General features: G+C 41.8%; 23 protein-coding genes. 17 read left to right on the top strand and 6 right to left on the bottom strand.

The features are described from left to right. Positions 1–198 (top strand): hypothetical protein, encoded by a 198-nt coding sequence (locus ACN6MV_RS16985; RefSeq protein ID WP_419884469.1) that lies wholly within the window; start codon positions 1–3, stop codon positions 196–198. Positions 199–518: 320 nt separating this feature from the next. Here ACN6MV_RS16985 and ACN6MV_RS16980 read toward each other — a convergent pair whose 3' ends face one another. Then, positions 519–911, bottom strand: a complete 393-nt coding sequence (locus ACN6MV_RS16980) for a hypothetical protein (RefSeq protein ID WP_339286756.1) — start codon at positions 909–911, stop codon at positions 519–521. 153 nt (positions 912–1,064) lie between these two features. Here ACN6MV_RS16980 and ACN6MV_RS16975 point away from each other — a divergent pair, with 153 nt between their 5' ends. Further along, positions 1,065–2,003 carry a GNAT family N-acetyltransferase gene (locus ACN6MV_RS16975; protein ID WP_419884468.1) on the top strand — a complete coding sequence of 313 codons (939 nt, stop codon included), beginning with the start codon at positions 1,065–1,067 and terminating at the stop codon, positions 2,001–2,003. A gap of 131 nt (positions 2,004–2,134) precedes the next feature. Here ACN6MV_RS16975 and ACN6MV_RS16970 read toward each other — a convergent pair whose 3' ends face one another. Next, the gene (locus ACN6MV_RS16970; RefSeq protein WP_167348469.1) at positions 2,135–2,311 is read right to left on the bottom strand and encodes a hypothetical protein; all 177 of its coding nucleotides are present in this window, start codon (positions 2,309–2,311) and stop codon (positions 2,135–2,137) included. Between the two features lie 237 nt (positions 2,312–2,548). Beyond that, positions 2,549–3,007 carry an Hsp20/alpha crystallin family protein gene (locus ACN6MV_RS16965; protein WP_042128207.1) on the bottom strand — a complete coding sequence of 153 codons (459 nt, stop codon included), beginning with the start codon at positions 3,005–3,007 and terminating at the stop codon, positions 2,549–2,551. Between the two features lie 115 nt (positions 3,008–3,122). Between ACN6MV_RS16965 and ACN6MV_RS16960 the strand changes: the two genes are divergently transcribed. The 5 genes from ACN6MV_RS16960 to ACN6MV_RS16940 are packed head-to-tail and all read left to right on the top strand — an operon-like array spanning position 3,123 to position 4,791. Continuing rightward, entirely contained in the window at positions 3,123–3,347 is a 225-nt protein-coding gene (locus tag ACN6MV_RS16960; RefSeq protein WP_036687577.1) for a spore germination protein, read from the top strand. A gap of 12 nt (positions 3,348–3,359) precedes the next feature. Beyond that, a complete protein-coding gene (locus tag ACN6MV_RS16955) occupies positions 3,360–3,581 on the top strand; it encodes a spore germination protein GerPB (protein WP_081954099.1) in 222 nt (73 codons plus the stop codon). Positions 3,582–3,629: 48 nt separating this feature from the next. Continuing rightward, a complete protein-coding gene (gerPC, locus tag ACN6MV_RS16950) occupies positions 3,630–4,250 on the top strand; it encodes a spore germination protein GerPC (RefSeq protein WP_419884467.1) in 621 nt (206 codons plus the stop codon). Next, positions 4,231–4,410, top strand: coding sequence for a hypothetical protein (locus ACN6MV_RS16945; protein ID WP_042128202.1), 180 nt, complete (start codon positions 4,231–4,233; stop codon positions 4,408–4,410). Before gerPC ends, ACN6MV_RS16945 begins: the two co-directional genes overlap by 20 nt. Further along, complete coding sequence (locus tag ACN6MV_RS16940; protein ID WP_076120489.1) at positions 4,411–4,791, top strand: spore germination protein GerPE; 381 nt, start codon at positions 4,411–4,413, stop codon at positions 4,789–4,791. A gap of 367 nt (positions 4,792–5,158) precedes the next feature. Here ACN6MV_RS16940 and ACN6MV_RS16935 read toward each other — a convergent pair whose 3' ends face one another. Beyond that, a complete protein-coding gene (locus tag ACN6MV_RS16935; RefSeq protein ID WP_419884466.1) occupies positions 5,159–6,115 on the bottom strand; it encodes an alpha/beta hydrolase in 957 nt (318 codons plus the stop codon). Positions 6,116–6,345: 230 nt separating this feature from the next. Here ACN6MV_RS16935 and ACN6MV_RS16930 point away from each other — a divergent pair, with 230 nt between their 5' ends. Continuing rightward, positions 6,346–6,801, top strand: coding sequence for an NUDIX hydrolase (locus ACN6MV_RS16930; RefSeq protein ID WP_419884465.1), 456 nt, complete (start codon positions 6,346–6,348; stop codon positions 6,799–6,801). Positions 6,802–6,865: 64 nt separating this feature from the next. Here ACN6MV_RS16930 and ACN6MV_RS16925 read toward each other — a convergent pair whose 3' ends face one another. Beyond that, entirely contained in the window at positions 6,866–8,188 is a 1,323-nt protein-coding gene (locus ACN6MV_RS16925; RefSeq protein WP_419884464.1) for an APC family permease, read from the bottom strand. A 127-nt stretch (positions 8,189–8,315) separates the two neighbouring features. Here ACN6MV_RS16925 and ACN6MV_RS16920 point away from each other — a divergent pair, with 127 nt between their 5' ends. Then, positions 8,316–9,212 carry a LysR family transcriptional regulator gene (locus ACN6MV_RS16920; RefSeq protein ID WP_042128192.1) on the top strand — a complete coding sequence of 299 codons (897 nt, stop codon included), beginning with the start codon at positions 8,316–8,318 and terminating at the stop codon, positions 9,210–9,212. Positions 9,213–9,275: 63 nt separating this feature from the next. Next, positions 9,276–10,181, top strand: coding sequence for a tyrosine-type recombinase/integrase (locus ACN6MV_RS16915; RefSeq protein WP_042128190.1), 906 nt, complete (start codon positions 9,276–9,278; stop codon positions 10,179–10,181). Positions 10,182–10,264: 83 nt separating this feature from the next. Here the strand turns inward: ACN6MV_RS16915 and ACN6MV_RS16910 are convergent, their stop codons facing one another. Further along, positions 10,265–11,185 (bottom strand): L-lactate dehydrogenase, encoded by a 921-nt coding sequence (locus ACN6MV_RS16910; RefSeq protein WP_042128188.1) that lies wholly within the window; start codon positions 11,183–11,185, stop codon positions 10,265–10,267. 172 nt (positions 11,186–11,357) lie between these two features. Between ACN6MV_RS16910 and ACN6MV_RS16905 the strand changes: the two genes are divergently transcribed. The 7 genes from ACN6MV_RS16905 (at position 11,358) to ACN6MV_RS16875 (ending at position 17,932) form a co-directional block, all read left to right on the top strand. Beyond that, positions 11,358–12,740, top strand: a complete 1,383-nt coding sequence (locus ACN6MV_RS16905) for an amino acid permease (protein ID WP_042128186.1) — start codon at positions 11,358–11,360, stop codon at positions 12,738–12,740. Positions 12,741–12,766: 26 nt separating this feature from the next. Further along, entirely contained in the window at positions 12,767–14,056 is a 1,290-nt protein-coding gene (locus ACN6MV_RS16900; RefSeq protein ID WP_052414625.1) for a WD40/YVTN/BNR-like repeat-containing protein, read from the top strand. Positions 14,057–14,303: 247 nt separating this feature from the next. After that, positions 14,304–14,480, top strand: coding sequence for a hypothetical protein (locus ACN6MV_RS16895; RefSeq protein WP_170880345.1), 177 nt, complete (start codon positions 14,304–14,306; stop codon positions 14,478–14,480). A 192-nt stretch (positions 14,481–14,672) separates the two neighbouring features. Further along, positions 14,673–15,065: a DUF2500 domain-containing protein gene (locus ACN6MV_RS16890; RefSeq protein ID WP_419886770.1), complete on the top strand. Its 393-nt coding sequence runs from the start codon at positions 14,673–14,675 to the stop codon at positions 15,063–15,065. 213 nt (positions 15,066–15,278) lie between these two features. Next, positions 15,279–15,710, top strand: a complete 432-nt coding sequence (locus ACN6MV_RS16885) for a cell wall hydrolase (protein WP_042128184.1) — start codon at positions 15,279–15,281, stop codon at positions 15,708–15,710. A gap of 182 nt (positions 15,711–15,892) precedes the next feature. Beyond that, on the top strand, positions 15,893–16,303 hold the full coding sequence (gene gerQ, locus ACN6MV_RS16880; RefSeq protein WP_371916527.1) for a spore coat protein GerQ: 411 nt from the start codon (positions 15,893–15,895) through the stop codon (positions 16,301–16,303). Positions 16,304–16,615: 312 nt separating this feature from the next. After that, positions 16,616–17,932: a hemolysin family protein gene (locus ACN6MV_RS16875; RefSeq protein ID WP_042128180.1), complete on the top strand. Its 1,317-nt coding sequence runs from the start codon at positions 16,616–16,618 to the stop codon at positions 17,930–17,932. Positions 17,933–18,045 lie beyond the last annotated feature (113 nt).

Here is an 18,045-nt window from a genome sequence, read left to right as displayed (position 1 = left end):
ATGGCGATTAGCAAACGGCTGAGCAGCGCGCCTGCAACTCGTGTTCATGGTTCTTTCGGATGTAACGGGGCGGGCCGCGATCGGTATGCCGACGACAAGAATGTGTTCGCCGGTGGGCCATTTAAAGGGACATTACTCAGTCTACTAATTTATTTTCTTCGAACACATGCCGCGAAGCGACGTACGGACAAAGCATAGCCTTCCTCGCAGGATTTCCTGGGCTTGGTATACTGAATGTACAAAAGAAACCTCTTCTTTAAAATGGTTGTGTGGCAACTCCATTTTCCCGCTTACACAGCGGAGAACGGACTGATTGTGGAAAAGCGATAGCAGTCGCCTTTGTGTCCCGATTTTAACCGCTAAGGGGAAATGAAAAAATCTGGATACAAAAGCGATTGGAACAACGGTCCGTTCGCGGAGCGTCTTTATGGAGCGCAACCGTCTATCTGACTACAAAAACAAGGGATCTCCTAAGCAGCCATTTCATGGCTTTTGGGACAGCCCTTAGAAGAACGGATTTAATTACATTGCTGAACTATAGTTGTGCCCTCATTAGTTATCGTGACAGTTGAATAACCAGATAGATACTCTGTATAACCGCATACCGTTTCTTGGGTGGATCGTCCTTTTGCGTCAGTATATTTAAGGTATATAGAACCTTCACCACTTAAGCTCAGTGTAGGTTTGAACTTTTTCGTTGCACCTTTTTTGATGGGATTTGTAAATAATTCCTTGGAGTCCGTATGCAATAAACCTATTTCAATAGAGCTAATTTCATCATCCGACTGATTATTTACAGTGAGCAAGAAACTCTTAAATGGAGTTAGAATATTTGATATCGTACCGATCCCTAAAGCTATTACAATACCCATTGAAAATATAGAAATGCCTATAAAAAATCGTCTCTTCATTATTTAGTCCCCCTATGTAAGTAAGACAGGGTTCACGAGATAAATGTTACAGTATATAAGAATTAATTATAACTATTAATTAACAGGTGAAATTGGAAGAGGTATGCTAACCTTGATGTATAAATATAAATTCATTTGAAAAGGGGTTTTGTTTTGACAAAATCTACGCTTCTTTCATCAGAAGGATTAACGATTCGTCATTTTGAACAAGGGGATATGCCATTACTGGGGGAGTTATATAACTCGGTTACTTCGCGGGGAAATGCTGTTTTTTGGTGGGTTGGTGATGAGGAAAACTGGGAGAATGTGTACTGCGCCTTTGAAAATGGGAAAATGGTTGCCAAAGGTCAAGTAGAGATCATAAATATTGTGCCGCCTGGGCGCTCAGATGAAAGCAGACATTCGATCTATTTAAATTTGAAAACAATACCTGAACGAGAAGAAGATTATGATCTATTGGATAGTTTGTATCAAACGCTCCTTTTGAGAGCACTTGAATTAAAGGAAACTTTACCAGCAGAGCATAAAACGACGCTATGTGTGGGGAATAACGCATCCGAGATCGCAAATACGTTATTTTTTGAAAAAGAAAAGGGCTTCTGTCTATACAATAGCTTATTTAAAATGAATCATAATCTTAATACTTCCTACACTGTACCTGAACTGAAAAAGGAATTTGAATTTGCAACTTGGATGATGGAGACGCCGCAAGAAGAAGATCATTATTTAGAATTAGAAGCTGAGATTTGGCCAGAAACCCCACTTGGGAAAGAAAGACTATCTCAGTTTAAGCAAAATCCGCTTTGGAACTCTATGGTTGTTCGAGAAGGGGAGAGGGTTGTAGGCAGCTTGATGGTATGGCAGGAAGAGAAAGGTGGGTATGTTGAAAATGTTTTTGTACTTGAGCCATGGAGAAGATTTGGAATTGCTAAGTACATGCTTTCTCAAGCGTTAAATTATTTCAGAACAAATGGACTTGACGAAGCTTATTTAATGGTGTTAACAGACAATGATTCTGCATTGCATCTTTATGAATCTGTCGGATTCAATTTAGTAAGTGAGGAAAGACGTTATCGTATAGAACTCCCATAGGTTTTTGAAGTTGAGGATTACTAAGCAAAGTGTGATTCAGTTTCATCGAGGTTCGATGACAGGATTGCACTTTTTTAGTAATCCATTCGCCTTGTAATAATGATGACAGGAGATCCTCTGAACAATTTTGTTCAATTACTGTTAGTTACTTGTTTACCCTCGCATTTCTTACACACGTTAACCTTTTCGCCAGAAAGACCTTTTCCGATGTATAAAAGCTTAATACGAGTGCTGCCGCAGATCAGGCATGTTCCTCTACCTCGGGATGGCATTCGCCAAAGTGCTTTACCGCGTTTATTTTTGGACATAAATAGCCCACCTTTGCGATTGATACCCTATCTTATGAGCGAGGCAACCTTAAAGTTCGGAGAATGAAGCTTATAAATTCCTTTGTGATTGCAGACAAAATTATGAATAATAAGGGCGAAAAACGCCCTAAAAAAATAGCGCATAACTTAAATTATACGCTGTTTTGATTCTAAGACGTTTTTTTAAGGATAGATCACCACTTGGACGAGTAAAAAGGAGGTATTTTAAGGGTTTTTTTATAAATAACGGATGTCGATATCTCTAAATTTTCCTGATGACATTTTTGGCATTCTGAATTGCAATGAGCCTTGTTTATAAGTTCCTCTGCTCTGATCCGGATTGACTGGAATGGGGAGTGGGATGATCTCGCTATGATCTTTTCTAAGACCGCTTAATTTGATTTGTGTTCGATTAATTTGTGCCCAAATACTTTCCGGGTGAATTCCACTTGGAATACGAATTTTCGTGATCAAGTAATTATGTGTGTCTAGATGCTCAAATTGCAGACTTGAGGTTTCGTTCGTAAATGACGAAGAGGTCGCTGCGGTAGCTTCTTTAATTATTTTTTCAACATAACCATCGATCTGGCTTGGATCCAGCTTCCATTGCTCTTCAAGCGACTTTAAGGATAGTTTTTTCTTAAAAAAGGGATCTTCGTTCATCCAATCTAAAGGGTTCGATTTATTTGGACTCATGAACGCTGAACCTCCTTCATTTTTTATCTATTGTATGGTCGTATGAATTATTCAGTGACATCTGGGCGAATATCTACATAGAATAGGTTATCATTCTGAAAGGAGGAGTGGTTTGGTGGTTTCAATCATCGGTAACATTAAAATCAACAGCGTGGGCCCTAGTTCCACAGTTTTAGTAGGAAATACAGCATCCGTCATCTTGAGCAGTAACTCCAAAATCTATGCCGGTGCCAACTCCTTCTCGATAGGTGACTCCATAGGTACAAACATTACGAATAATGCAGCCAGCAGTACGAACACGATGGATTCAGATGTGGTGGATCAAGTATCGCCTCCTTAAGGGTGGGTTTACATGAATATTACGGTGTATCAGTGCATATCGGTCAATCATCTAAAAATTGGTACGATCTCTAATTCATCGGTTCTGCAGATCGGCACTTCCGGCCGAATTAATGCCTTGTCTCATAGTTATCAGTCTAGTGACGTTCCAGAATCTCCTCCTGCACCATTACCAGGGGTAAGTGATTCGCCTCTTGTACGTTTGCCTCCGCCAACTGAACTATATACAGGCTAGAATTAGGCGCTTATCCTTCGCATACAATAAACCATAGGAGGGGGTTGTATGCACCCGTATTATGTTCAACAAGTCTTTAATACATTAAGATTACAATCAGAAAAGATTCAGCAGCTGGAGAAGCAGCTCCAAGATTTAAAAGGGGATGTAGACAGCATAAAGAACAATAAAGCTGCAAGTATAGGACCTATAAATTATCATTTTGAACAATTGAAAATCGAGAAGCTGGAAGGCACTTTAAATATAGGCATAACACCCAATGAGGGAAATAATCTGGATGAAGCGATCGTCAATGGAAAACCTATCGGTCAGCAAGAAGAAGGGGCACCAACTGCAACCGCCTTATCGGATAAGATTCGTCCAGAGATTCTGAAGTATGTCCAAGAGGAAGTCCCTTCACAATTTTCACGGTTAGAAAAAGAGCAGAACTTAAGTATTGATGAGAACTATATCCAAATGGTAACTCAGGATCTGCTGAATCAGATGGATGGCCGAATTAACGACTATGTGAGCCAGCTGCCTACCTCAGAGGAAGGGCGCGGATACACAGAAGAGGAAAGTGCTTCTATTGTAAAACAAATCAAACGAGATATTGTTACGGCGATAGAGCGGCATTTGGAAATAAATATAACTGGAAGGCGGGAACCACATGAAAGTAACCGTGATTAACAGAGAAATAAATGTAAACGCAGTAAAAGTGGTTTCGATATCAGGTTCTTCGGTATTTTTAGTAGGGGATACCCAGACGATTAACTGTTCTTCGGCGTTTGACAGCGTGATAGAGTATGCTCCCAGTGCTCCAGATCAAGTCCAAAAAGGCAGTGAATAAATGCACACCTCGCGTATACAAGATGTGTACATCAATAATCTGTCTGACAGTTCGATTTTTTTATGTGGATCTGTAGAGCGGATTCAGTCCAAATTCGTGGGAAGTAAAGAAAATTATCTATATAACATAAAAGAGATTAACAGCAATAATAGAGAGGCTACACCCTTAGAGATCCCACTCACGGCATGGTCGAAGCAAGTGAATGAAGATGAAGTTGAGATTTTGAATGATTCCGAGGCTTCAACGATTAATATGCAATATATTAGAATTTTATCGATTGGGTCCGGGACGACCTTTCAGATTGGAAATGGCGGTTCTGTTCATTTGGAGAGTCGAACGAGTGAGTTTAAGCGAGAATTAGCTTCAAAAGATGAGGCGTAACAGCATCTGTAAGTTCTAGAAGCAAAGAGGTCTCGAAATGCTCTTGCAGCCAGCCAATTGCCTGCTCGCCGTATCGGTTGGGCGTAATTGTTGTTTCTTATAACATTAGTTAACATAATCTTAATTATGTTAACTAATGAAAACATCGGTGTCCCATAAGTAAATATTTTACACGATGGAAGGAACTTTAGTCACGAAAGTGTCCCCTAAGGATGGTTAAGAGTCAATAGAAGAAATGTCAGGAATTCAATGTAGAAGGTAACGACCGTCAACGTAAGTATTCATCAAAAAAATAAGTGTCCCAGAAGCCATTTCATGGCCTTTGAGACACTCCCTCATGTAGAAAATGTCGATGGACTTATTAGTTTTAGAAGCCTTCACGAAGCCAGGTAGTCGCCAACTTGATGGCGGCTTTTTTGGCATTGGTTTCTGCTAAAGGATTTAACATCACAAAATCATGTATGATCCCTTGAAAGCGAACTGCTGTGACAGTGACGCCAGCTTCACGTAATTTGGCAGCATAAGCTTCACCTTCATCACGTAGAACATCTGCTTCACCCGTTATGACTAGTGCTTCAGGCAGATCGCGTAACTGCTCTACACTGGCACGAAGCGGGGAGGCTGTGATCTGATTCCGCTCGGCTGAGTCAGTTGTATATTGATCCCAGAACCATTTCATTCCGTCACGCTGTAGGAAATATCCTTCGGCGAACTCATGATAGGATTCGGTATCAAATGAGGCATCAGTTACCGGATAGAACAATAGTTGTTTCCCTATTTTTGGGCCACTGCGTTCTTTTGCCATAAGAGTAACGGCTGCTGCCATATTCCCGCCGACACTATCACCACCTATGGATAGCTTGGTAGCATCAAGGGCATGATCACTGCCCTGTTCAGCGATCCATTTTAGAACAGCATAGATTTCTTCAATTGCGTTAGGATATTTAGCTTCTGGAGATAGGCTGTAATTTGGGAATACGACTGCTGCCTCCGCGCCAACAGCTAATTCACGGATTAAGCGATCATGGGTATGCGCATTGCCAAATACCCAGCCTGCACCATGAATGTATAGGATGACTGGCAACGATGCGGTAGAGGAGCTAGGGGGCCGAACAATTCTAACAGAAACATTACCGTTAGGTCCTCCTGGTACCATAAGATCTTCGATATCGACTTCAGGCTTATTAATCTCACTGGATTGTACTGTATCTACCGTCTCACGACCTTTTTCTGGTCCAAGATCAGGAAGGAACGGAGGTTTTGAATTATCATCGGCAAATTTCTGCGCTGCTGGCTCGAGAATGATCTTTGGTTGATTTGGCATGATGTATCGTCTCCTTTGTCTGGTCATAGTATAGTTTACCCTCTTCATTCCATAACCAACTAAACGAACGCTGAAACGTAAGCTTTTTAATTACTAGCTAGAAAAATGCAAGTATAGAAGGAAGATTTCTTTGATTCGCTCATGTACATGAACAGATAAGCTGAGTAAAATAATGGAAGAATATGAGGTTTTAAAAAGGATATAACCTTGTAATAAAAGGAGGCGTGCAGATGGGGTATGTTGAATCACTTCGAGAACTGGTTGGAAATAAACCTGTAATTTTGGTAAGGCCGAGTATAATAATTATTAATTCTTCAGGTGAACTATTATTAGTCCAGCATGAAGATGGCACCTGGGGAGTTCCTGGCGGGTTAATGGAGCTTGGTGAATCAGTAGAAGAGTGTGCTAGACGCGAAGTCAAGGAAGAGCTTGGTATAACGATTAAGACGCTTCATTTAATGGGTGTGTTTTCTGGAAAAGAACTGTATACAAAATTAAGGAACGGCCATGAGTATTACAATGTTATTATTGGATATATTTGCACAGACTATGAGGGGGTTATTCAACCAGACGGAGTAGAGGTTCTTGATGCTAAATTTCATCACCCGCTTCAGCTCCCTGAAAGAATTGACCCATTTATTAAAACCAAGATTAAGGAGAATATTGGAATCATATCAAATTTTTAAAAAAATAAAGTGAAAGAAACCCGTAACCGATCCTGATAAAGGACTGGTTACGGGTTTCTGATATTCATAACACTTTTCGTTGACCGTCATATATTTCATTACTTAAATCCTTTATTCCGGTAACCCCTTGTTTATGTTTAAGACGAAAGATCAAAATAAACATCAAAGTAATAAGTAACGGATAACCTATCGCCCAGCCTGTAAAAGGAAACACGGCAGCAGTAGCTAGAAAAGAGATCCAGCTAATCGTCACACCTAATCTGCTCCCCTTGAGTAGACGTATCCCCGCAGCACAGCCTCCGATATAGGTTAGAATGAATGTCGCATTCGGAAACTGAATCAAAGTAGTGATTGATATCGATCCGCTGCCGTACAGTGACATCACCGTCACGAAACAGAGGAGCAGGAAAGCTATCCCGCCGATTGGGGTATGATACTGTTTGGATAGTCTACCCATCCATTTCGGCGCATAGCCCTGACGTGATAACGCATAAGCCACACGTGAGGCCGCACCGGCATAAGCGATAATGGTGGCAGTACAAATGAATAGACCTGTAAGACCTGCGATAAATCCTCCCCAGCGTCCAAGAGGCTGGCTGATGATCCAAACGAGCGAAGTGCTTGACCCACCTTTAAGATAGCTTTGTGTACCAACTGTTGCTAAAGCTGATAAGAAATATAGAATACCTACAATAGTAGCAGCGATGGTCACACCTTTAACTGCAGCTCGCTGTGGGTCTTTGAACTCCTCAGAAAGATGTGAGACAGCCTCCCAGCCAATAAAACACCAAAATAAGATTGCTGCAGCCTGACCAATGCTCATCCATCCATGTGGGACAAAGGGTGTGAAGTGTTCCACCTCCATCCGTGGAAGTGCAGTAGCAAAGGAGAAGACGAGAACAGCTACAATTGCAATTACTACGGCAATTTGTACCTTTCCAGCCACTTGCATGCCAATCCAGTTAGTAATTAGCCCAATGGCTAACATCACTGCAGCGATAGTAATTCTCGCAGGTTCATTCCAGCCCATTGCGGCTGTCATGTAACCAGCACCGGTCAGTGCAGCGACAGGCGCACCAATTGGAACGGACATTAGGAAGAACCAGCCCACTAAAGATCCAGCTTTAGGTCCGAAAGCAAGGGTAACGAAGTGTGACACGCCTCCTGCGTTAGGAAATTTGGCAGAGAGCAGTCCCATCGATAAGGCCATTGGCAATATCAATAACGTCATAAATCCCCATGCCAGTAATGAAGCGGGACCAGCCATTTCTGCAGCCAGCCCGGGCACGATTAAGACCCCCGAGCCCAATACAGCGCCGATATAAAGAGCTATGGCTTGGGGCATGCCGATGTTTCTTTGTAATGTGTTTGAACTTGAATCTTTCATGATTTTTAATCCTGCTTTCATTGTCTTTTGTTATAGAGTAGCAGATAATAGAACCATTGGAAAAACAGATTTTTTGAATAGTATCCATTCGAAATTCCGATGGGTAACTATTATTCAGGGGGCACGTATGGAATCACGTCATCTTTTTACCTTTATAGTCGTAGTGGAGACGGGTAGCTTCACACGCGCTGCACAGAAGCTTGATTATGCACAATCCAGTATTACCGCACAGATCCAAGCGCTAGAGACTGAAATAGGTCAGCCTTTATTCGATCGGATCAGTAAAAAGATCATCCTAACCGATGCAGGCCGCCGTCTGCTCCCATTCGCTCAAGAGATCTCCAGAATGCACTCTCTAGCGGAAGATGCTCTTCGCTCCGAGAGTGAGCTAACAGGGACTTTAAGAATTGGCGCACCTGAATCTCTGGCTGCTTTTCGCTTACCAGGCATTATCAAGGAGTTTCGCACGAAATATCCGAAGGTCCAAATTATTTTGAAGCCTGGGGTCTGCTGGGAGCTAACGGACTTAGTCCGCTCCGGTGAACTGGATCTGGCCTTCTTATTGCAACCAGAGACAGAAGATAAAGATCTGAACATAGAAACACTGGTGCATGAACAAATGACCTTGATCGCCCCACCAGATCACCCCTTAGTGAGTCTTTCAGAGGTAGAGCCGGTTCATCTTAAGGGAGAAACGATATTGCATACAGAAACGGGTTGTAGCTACCGTACTTTGTTTGAACATCATTTAAACAGTCATGGAGTATTTCCTGACCCTACGTTAGAGTTTTGGAGTATTGAGGCGATCAAGCAATGTGTTATGGCGGACCTAGGTATCGCTTTTATTCCACTGATTACAGTGAACAATGAATTAGCGGAGGGAAAGTTAGCTAGTTTGAATTGGAATGATGAATCGCAGCGTGTGGCTACTCAAATAGCCTATCATCATAAGAAATGGAAATCACCTGTACTAACAGAGTTTTTAAAGACTGTACAAAAGCACGCTGAAAAATGGAGTACTTAAGTATAAATCTTGTAGCTATTCTATGGTACAATAGATTGTCGAAATCAAGGGAGGCTCGAAGCCATGAATGAGTGGAGTGAAGACTACGAAGAGGGGCTTGAGGCTTTTTTAATCTGGATGAAGGATGCCGGTTACACTCCCTATACGCAGAAATCCTATTTAGTAGATGTAAGACAGTTCTTAGAAAGTCTAAATGGAAAAAAGCTTGAATCGGTAAAGAAGTTACATGTTATTTCCTTTCTTACGTCTGTGCGTGAACGTGGAGTAAGTGATGCTACCCGTAACCGGAAGCATGCCTCTATTAACTGTTTTTTTAAGGCATTAATTGAACTGGAATTACTTCTAACCAATCCTGCAGCTGGGATCAAGAAATCTAAGACAGAGATCAATCGTGAGCCAGTCTACTTAGATGAAGGTGATCTGGGGCGATTTTTATCTTCTATAGACGGGAAGTACAAAGGCCGTAATTTAGCAGTTTTTTTACTCATGTCCTATATGGGGCTTCGGGTGGGGGAAGTCCACACGCTGAATTTAAGTGATTATAATGTAGAAAGGCATTCACTTCGAGTGTTTGGTAAGGGACGTAAATGGCGTAATGTACCGATTCCAGAGGATGTGGTCCCCTTTCTCGATCTGGCAATAGAAGAACGGCTAGAACCTTGGCGCAGTAAAGAAGAGGCTATGTTCATTTCACAAAAGGGACGCAGGCTGTCCATTCGCGGTATACAGCAAATCGCTGCGGACACCTTCGAGCGTTTCCAAAAGGATGTGCCTGCTGCACAACGTCGACCATATTCCAGCCACAAGCTTCGACATTCCTTCGCTACCATGCTGTTACGAAAAGGGGCGGATCTGCGAACGGTTCAGGAACTGCTCGGACACTCTTCTATTCAGACTACAACGGTTTACACGCATATCACGAGCCGGGAGAAGGAAGAAGCCATGTCGAAATTGCAAGTCCAGATTTGATAGAATTCAAAGTGCATTTTTTTCGTGAAAAAGGGACTATCCCAGTCATGAGTCATGACATTCGGGACAGCCCCAATTCTTGCTTACAGTTCTAGCTTAGCAATCTCTGCCTTAAGCTTCTCGGCAGATTTCTGGAATAAAGCTTTTTCTGTCTCATTTAGTGGAAGATCTAGTACTTCTCGTACACCGGAGCGATCTACGATACAAGGGGCACCAAGGTAGACATCCGAAACGCCATTATAATTATTCAATAAAGTAGATACGTTCAACACAGAACCTTCATTATGCAGAATGGAGACTACAATTCGATCAAGTGCTAGTGCTATTGCGTAAGAGGTAGAGCCTTTGGCATCAATAATTTCATAAGCGGCATTCTTAGTATCCTCGAAAATTTCATTTTGTTCTGCTTCATCAAAACCAAGATCGATTCCGGCAACATTCGCTAGACTCCAAACAGGAAGTTCTGAGTCTCCATGTTCCCCGATAATCTGTCCGTGAATACTGCGAGGATCAATTTCTTTATGGCGGCCGATCAGGTAGCGAAATCGTGCACTATCCAACACTGTTCCGGAACCGATGACTCTTCTGCGATCAAATCCGCTTATTTTTAAAGTGGCATATGATAAAATATCTACCGGGTTAGTAGCAATAAGTAGTATCGCATGTTGATTGTATTTTGTTATTTTTTGAACGATATCTCGGAAAATTGAAATGTTTTTGCGGAGCAGATCTATCCGGGTTTCACCCGGTTTTTGTGATGCACCGGCCGTAACAATGATGATATCCGCTTCACGGCAATCTTCATATGTACCAGCCCATAGCTTCACACCACCAACAAAAGGCATGCCGTGATTCATATCCAACGCTTCTCCAAGTGCTTTCTTTTGATTAACGTCAATAAGTACGAGCTCAGGCATACGTCTCCGTAGCAATAATGTATAGGCTGTTGTTGTACCAACTGCTCCAGTACCAATGACTACGACTCGATTGGGTTTCGGGGGCATGATATCATCTCCTCAGTATTTTAAATTTTTGGTATTTAATCTTGTCCATCATAATCGCTAACGTTATTGTTTTCAAGCAGGTCTTATTTAATGCATTACCCCATTTTGGGCATACTAAATAGAAATTCTCTAAACAATTTGACAACAAGACTAGACAGGAGAGAATGTAAGAATGGATTTATTTCGCAAAAAACCGTTAATCGCACCTTCAAACTCGGGTGCAACCAAGTTAAACAAAACACTTGGTGCACTAGATCTAACCATGCTAGGTGTAGGAGCGATCATCGGTACTGGTATTTTTGTAATGACAGGCGTAGCGGCAGCAGAACACGCTGGTCCTGGGCTTGTGATTTCATTCCTGTTAGCCGCTTTTGCGTGCGTGCTATCAGCCCTTTGTTATTCAGAGTTTGCTTCGACCATCCCGGTCTCCGGAAGTGCCTATGCTTATAGTTATGTAGCATTTGGAGAATTACTCGCTTGGATTTTAGGCTGGGATCTTGTGTTAGAATACGGCGTTGCAGCAGCGGCAGTTAGCAGTGGGTGGTCCGGTTATTTACAGGGTCTTTTAGAGGGATTCGGGATACATATTCCTACAGCACTATCTGGGGCTTATAATGCGGAAGCGGGTACCGTTATTAATTTACCAGCAGTAATTATCATCTTACTAATTTCCTACTTACTGACACGGGGAACTAAAGAGACTGCTCGTTTTAATGCCATTATGGTAGTTATCAAAATTGCTGTAGTACTTTTGTTTATCGTAACGGGATTCTTCTATGTTAAGCCAGAGAACTGGACTCCATTCCTACCGTTTGGCTTTCAAGGTGTCGTGAATGGTGCGGCAACGGTCTTCTTCGCCTACATAGGGTTTGATGCATTATCGACTGCAGCAGAAGAAGTAAAGCGACCACAGCGGGATTTGCCAATAGGGATAATTTCATCTCTTGCTATCTGTTCAGTATTGTATATTCTAGTTTCACTCGTATTAACGGGTATTATTCCTTACACGGACCTCAATGTAAGTGATCCTGTTTCTTATGCGCTTCGCGTCGTAAATCAGGACCTGATAGCGGGACTAATCTCGGTAGGGGCTATTGCAGGAATGACCACAGTGCTGCTCGTGATGCTGTTCGGTCAAACTCGACTGATATTTGCAATCTCACGGGATGGACTTTTGCCAAAAGGATTATCTAAGATTAATGCTAAAACTCAAACGCCTATTCGTAGTACATGGATGGTTGGTATCATTATAGCAGTATTAACTGGCTTCATACCTTTGGATCGGTTGGCTAATTTAACAAGCATTGGAACACTGTTTGCCTTTTTTGTCGTTTCTTTGGGTGTAATTGCCTTACGGTATATTCACCCCAATATGAAAAGAGGGTTCAGAGTACCCTGGGTACCTTTCATTCCGTTGCTAAGTGCGGCAACATGCGGATTTTTGATGTATAATCTAGGAAGTGAGACATGGATTGGATTTCTTATTTGGACGGCTCTTGGGCTTCTGATCTATTTTTTATACGGCTACCGTAATAGTAAATTGAATCATAAATAAGAATCGAGACGAGAGGAGAGAGGGCATTGACATCTAGGACTGCTGGATTGAAAACACTAAGAATGTTTCTGATGCTATTTTTTTTAGCGTGGATAGTCTCGGCATGTTCTTCACCACCACCGGAGCCTTCTCCACAGCCACAGCCAACAGAAGCACCGGAAGAAGGACAAACGATTACTCTGATTACACCACCTGATAACAATACTAATAATGAGAGTGCCCCGAAATATCAGGTTCAAACAAGAATTACGGGCTTTCATTTGCTAAGCGAGACAGTGGGCATGGTCTGGGGTGTTACAAAAAATGAGCTTCGTTTGTACATTACCCGTGATAATGGAGCGACATGGGCTAATATTTCTCCTGCCCCAAATGTACAGTTCCTTTCCACGCCCGTCTATGGAAAAGGCATCTTTTTTACGGACCCTAATCATGGTTGGATTATAAGAAGTGCATTTGGTACGACAGAGAACATTGTGCTGCGAACCACGGATGGTGGTCAGAGTTGGAAGATCTCATCACTAGGCGATGATAATGATGTATCTTCCGTTTATTTTAATTCTCCGACCCAAGGATGGCTGATGACCTCTTCGAAAGCTACTCCTAACAGGGAGAGCAAGGCCCTTTACTCAACTTCAGACGGTGGTGCCACGTGGGAAGAAGTGATGCAGAATGAACAATATAATCCGAACCTTCCAAATCATTCGATTCCGTTCACAGGTGTAAGTACTGGAATGATATTCAAGAACCGTGTAGAGGGATTTGTGACCCTGCAGACAGGTGCTCTTCCAAAGATCTTTATGACTAAGGACGGTGGTCAGAGTTGGAATCCGGGATCACCTTTTTTGGTAAATGAACAACTGGAAAGCTGTGACAGAGTGATTACTGGCAAACCAGAGTTCTTCGATGCTAGTAAAACTAATGGCTGGATGTCTGTGGGCTGCCAAAAAGATAAAGATAAGACGATTACTTACCACGGTTACTTTACAGCTAATGGTGGAGATAATTGGAAATTTGCACCTTTTGAATTAAAGAGTTCAACCGAAGGAAATCATCAGAGTGCTCCTACATTTCTGAATTCCCAAGTCGGTTGGGCCATCATCGGTGACACCCTTTACCACACTGTTAACCAAGGGAACACTTGGCTCCCCCTTAAGGAGAGCAATGTTCTGCAGTCAAAGCTTGAGGAATATCCTGAGACGATTAAGATGCAGTTTATTTCTCCAGAGGTCGGCTGGCTTTTGATTGAGAAAAAAGAACAAAAACGCTCACTCCTCTTACAAACCACTAATGGTGGGATTAGTTGGCGTGTGATGTAAAGTGAAGAGGGGCTGTTTCTTAAGTGGTGGACGCTACTTTTGGGACAGCTTCTTTTTTTGTGTATAAGGGATGAATTCCCAAAACTACGTATTTTTGATTAATTGAATATAAGGAAAAAACTTAATTAAAATTTTCTTTAAAGATGTGAAAAAAATCACATGACATTTGAATGATCGTGTGATATATTTAACACATAGAACAAGTTCAAATTTTCACAAACTCAACTTTCGAATAGGAGAGATTACAATGAAAACTTTTGAAACAGATTATATGACAAGAAACCTGCTGCAACTTTGCTACAACTGTGATGACGCTCACCTGTGTGAAACAGAAGAACAATGCAGAGCATGCTGGGCAGATAACGGAATGTTAGACGATCAGACTGACGAAACAAAGCAATTGCTAGACCTCGTTCATGCTTAATCTGATCACTCAAAACTATGATTAAAGACCACTTCATTTCTTGAATTCTAAGAAAAAGAAGTGGTCTTTTTGCATGAAGTCTCATTAATTTAATGCTTTCTTAACTAGAAGAGGCATATACATGTACAGAAGTGCCCGAAGCTAAGGAAAAGTCGGAATTACATGGGTATGAAGGGGGAAAATGTCATGGGAATGGGCCCGGATCTTTCATGGATGTTTGATTTCTCTGGAACAGTGATGCCAATATTTCTCATTGTAATCGTTGGTATTCTTGCAGTATCAGCAGGCAGGGGTTTGCTTCAATGGAGCCGGAACAATAGCTCACCCATGTTAACCATTCCTGCCCGTATCGTTAGTAAACGAAGTGAAATAAGACAGCAGCAGACTCAAGAAGATAATGGTTCAAGTCGTACAAGTACAACGTACTACTTAACGTACGAATTGAATGGTGGCAATCGAATAGAATTTAAAGTAGATGGTCATGAATATGGAATGAGTGCAGAAGGCGATAAAGGCATGCTTACCTATCAAGGTACAAGATATCACGGATTTGAGCGACAGCCACAATATTCCACTGCGGAGTAGCCATTAGCATACTTTAATTCTAAATCCATCCCCCTTTTCCTTTTAGTGGAACAGGGAGATGGATTTTTATTTGCGACTATTAAGAATGATGCAGAAAGTAATCGACTGTAAAATTAGGCGTGAGCTGTCACCAGTTAGGCGAATGCACATACAATACAGCATGCAGTTAAGAACGAGGTTGCAAGCTAAAAGCAACCCCAAGGAGGAGACAGCGTGGCCGTCATCAAAACGAACTCGGAAGATGTGAAGGTGCTAGCGCGGTTGATGAGAGCAGAAGCTGAGGAAGATGGAGATCTCGGCATGCTTATGGTCGGCAATGTTGGTGTCAATCGGATTCTTGGCAATTGCCTCGATTTTTTGAACATTCGTACTGTGAATGACATGGTCTATCAAAGTCCAGGAGGATTCGAAGCCCCGCAAAAAAGCTACTTCTATCAACGAGCGAGAGAAGCAGACATCCGTCTTGCTAAACGTGCAATTGCAGGTGAAAGAACCTGGCCAGCGACCAATGCTTTATGGTTCTTCCGTCCTGTAGGGGATTGCCCTCCAACCTGGTATAACCAACAAAACACAGGCCGCTTTAAAGCTCATTGTTTCTTTACTCCGACTGGAGAAGATTGCCCAGCTGTATTTATTGGCAATTAGCAGGGGAACTGTGCAAAGAGAATTACTCAACTTATGAGTAATTCTCTCAGTAAGCTAGTTTTAAATTCTTTGTTGTCCAAAGGGAGCAACTGCTCCGATAAACATTTAGGAGGTTTCATTAAATGATCGTTCAACCATACCGTCCCGTCACTTATACTATTGGTAGTGTTTCTTCTTCAGGTATGCAAATGCCAATGTCTACAGGAATGCAAGGAATGCAAGGGATGCAAGGCATGGGTAGCATGCCGCCACAAGTTAGCAGCGGAAGTCCGATGACACCAGGAGGGGTTGTAGTTCAAAACCCACCTCAACAGTTTGAACAATCGTATATCGAAAATATCTTCAGACTGAATTTAGGCAAAGTAGGTACATTTTATTTTACTTACGAAAATAACAAAGAGTGGAATGCCAAAGTTTACAAGGGTGTACTGGAAGCTGCGGGCCGTGACCACATTATTATTAGTGACCCAGTAACAGGTCAACGTACTGTATTACTTATGATTTATTTTGATTATGCTACATTTGATGAACCCCTTACTTATCAATACCCTGGTGTCATTGGTAATCCTCCTACAACAAGAAACTGTCGCTAATCAAGTCCTAATATTTGTGGATGAACCCCAACACTTAACGGTGAGGGGGTTTTCTTTATACAGACAGATATTTTGGAATAATAAGGGGAATAAAGACCCATTTTTTTTCGAAAGGACACGCATGCTTGCGGTTTGCCCCAATATATTAATATAATAAAGTATATATTCAAAAACGTGATTCCAGACTGGAGATGAAACCATTGGGAAATTGATACTGAAAGGAACAACTGGCAAGCTTCTTGCCGATACTCTGAAAAAACGAAGGAGGTGGGCCTATCCATCCGTACGGAGAATGATGGATAGGATTATAAATTGAGCGACCCTTTACCCGGTATATTACACGTAGGTCTTATTATTCTGTTGGTATTGTTAAACGGATTTTTTGTTTCAGTCGAATATGCAATGGTAAAAGTACGAAGCGGTAGAATTGATACCCTTATTGAAGAAGGTAGTAAAAAAGCTTTAAAAGCGAGAAGCATCGTACGCAACTTGGAAGGTTATCTATCCGCCTGTCAACTTGGTATTACTTTGGCTTCGCTTGCGCTAGGATGGCTAGGTCAACCAGCTATAGCTAACCTTGTTGGGCCATTATTAGGAAGTATAGGTTTTGGGGTAACCGCAGTTAATGTTGTATCTTTGATTATTGCTCTAATGTTTATCACTATCTTGCATATCGTACTAGGTGAACTTGCACCTAAGACTATTGCTGTTAACAAGGCTGAATCTGTCCTCTTGCTAACATCTGGACCGATGAATGTGTTTTACAAGATCATGTATCCAGTGATATGGATCGTAAATGGGCTAGCACGCGGTTTATTACGGATCTTCCGTTTAGCCCCTGCTTCAGAGCTGGGGACGGCGCATACGGAAGAAGAGATCCGTATTATCATGCAAGAAAGTAATAAAAGCGGCTTTATCGATAATACCGAAATGGCTCTAGTTGACAATATTTTTGAATTCGTGGATACGATGGCCCGTGAGATCATGATTCCTCGGACAGAAATGATCTGCCTGAATAATCATCTTCCAACGGAAGAGAATCTTGAAATTGCTTTTGATGGAATGAGGACGCGTTATCCAGTCTGTGATGGAGATAAGGATCACATTCTTGGCTTCATTCATATCAAGGACTTAATTAGGGATCGTGAACAAAGCTATAATAAGTTAATTCGTCCTATACTAACCGTACCAGAATCTATTCAGATTAGTGCTCTGCTGAAAGTCATGCAGCGTGCGAAGACACAAATCGCCATTCTGATTGATGAGTATGGTGGAACATCGGGAATGGTAACACTGGAAGATATCATGGAGGAAATTGTAGGAGAAATTCAGGATGAGTTCGATGAAGAGCGTCCTGGTGTTGAGAAGCTGGGGGAGGATGAACACTCCATCGACGGCTTGATGCTTATTGAAGAGATCAATGATCTTTTGGGTCTCCACATGGATACTGAGGATTATGATACGATAGGCGGTTGGCTGTATTCTAAACTGGAGGTTAATCCACCTCAAAAAGGGCAGTCTGTAGAATTTGATGATCATCTGTTTATTGTAGAAGAAACGGATAATAAGCGGATTTCTCGAATTAAGCTACTGAAGTTACAGCTATTGACTGAAGAAGCTGGTGCATAACGAACTTATTTATATTTATTAAGACACAGGGCTGTAGCCTTGTGTCTTTTTTTACAGTGTATTTACAGTATTGTTTGCCAAAAAGAGATTAAAAATTATATAATTTTAAATGT

It is taken from the genome of Paenibacillus sp. B-A-8, from assembly GCF_048572915.1.
In the GTDB taxonomy this organism is placed as follows: domain Bacteria; phylum Bacillota; class Bacilli; order Paenibacillales; family Paenibacillaceae; genus Paenibacillus_AQ.
The sequence above is the reverse complement of the archived record's forward strand: the minus strand, read 5'-3'. Positions and strand labels throughout refer to the sequence as shown.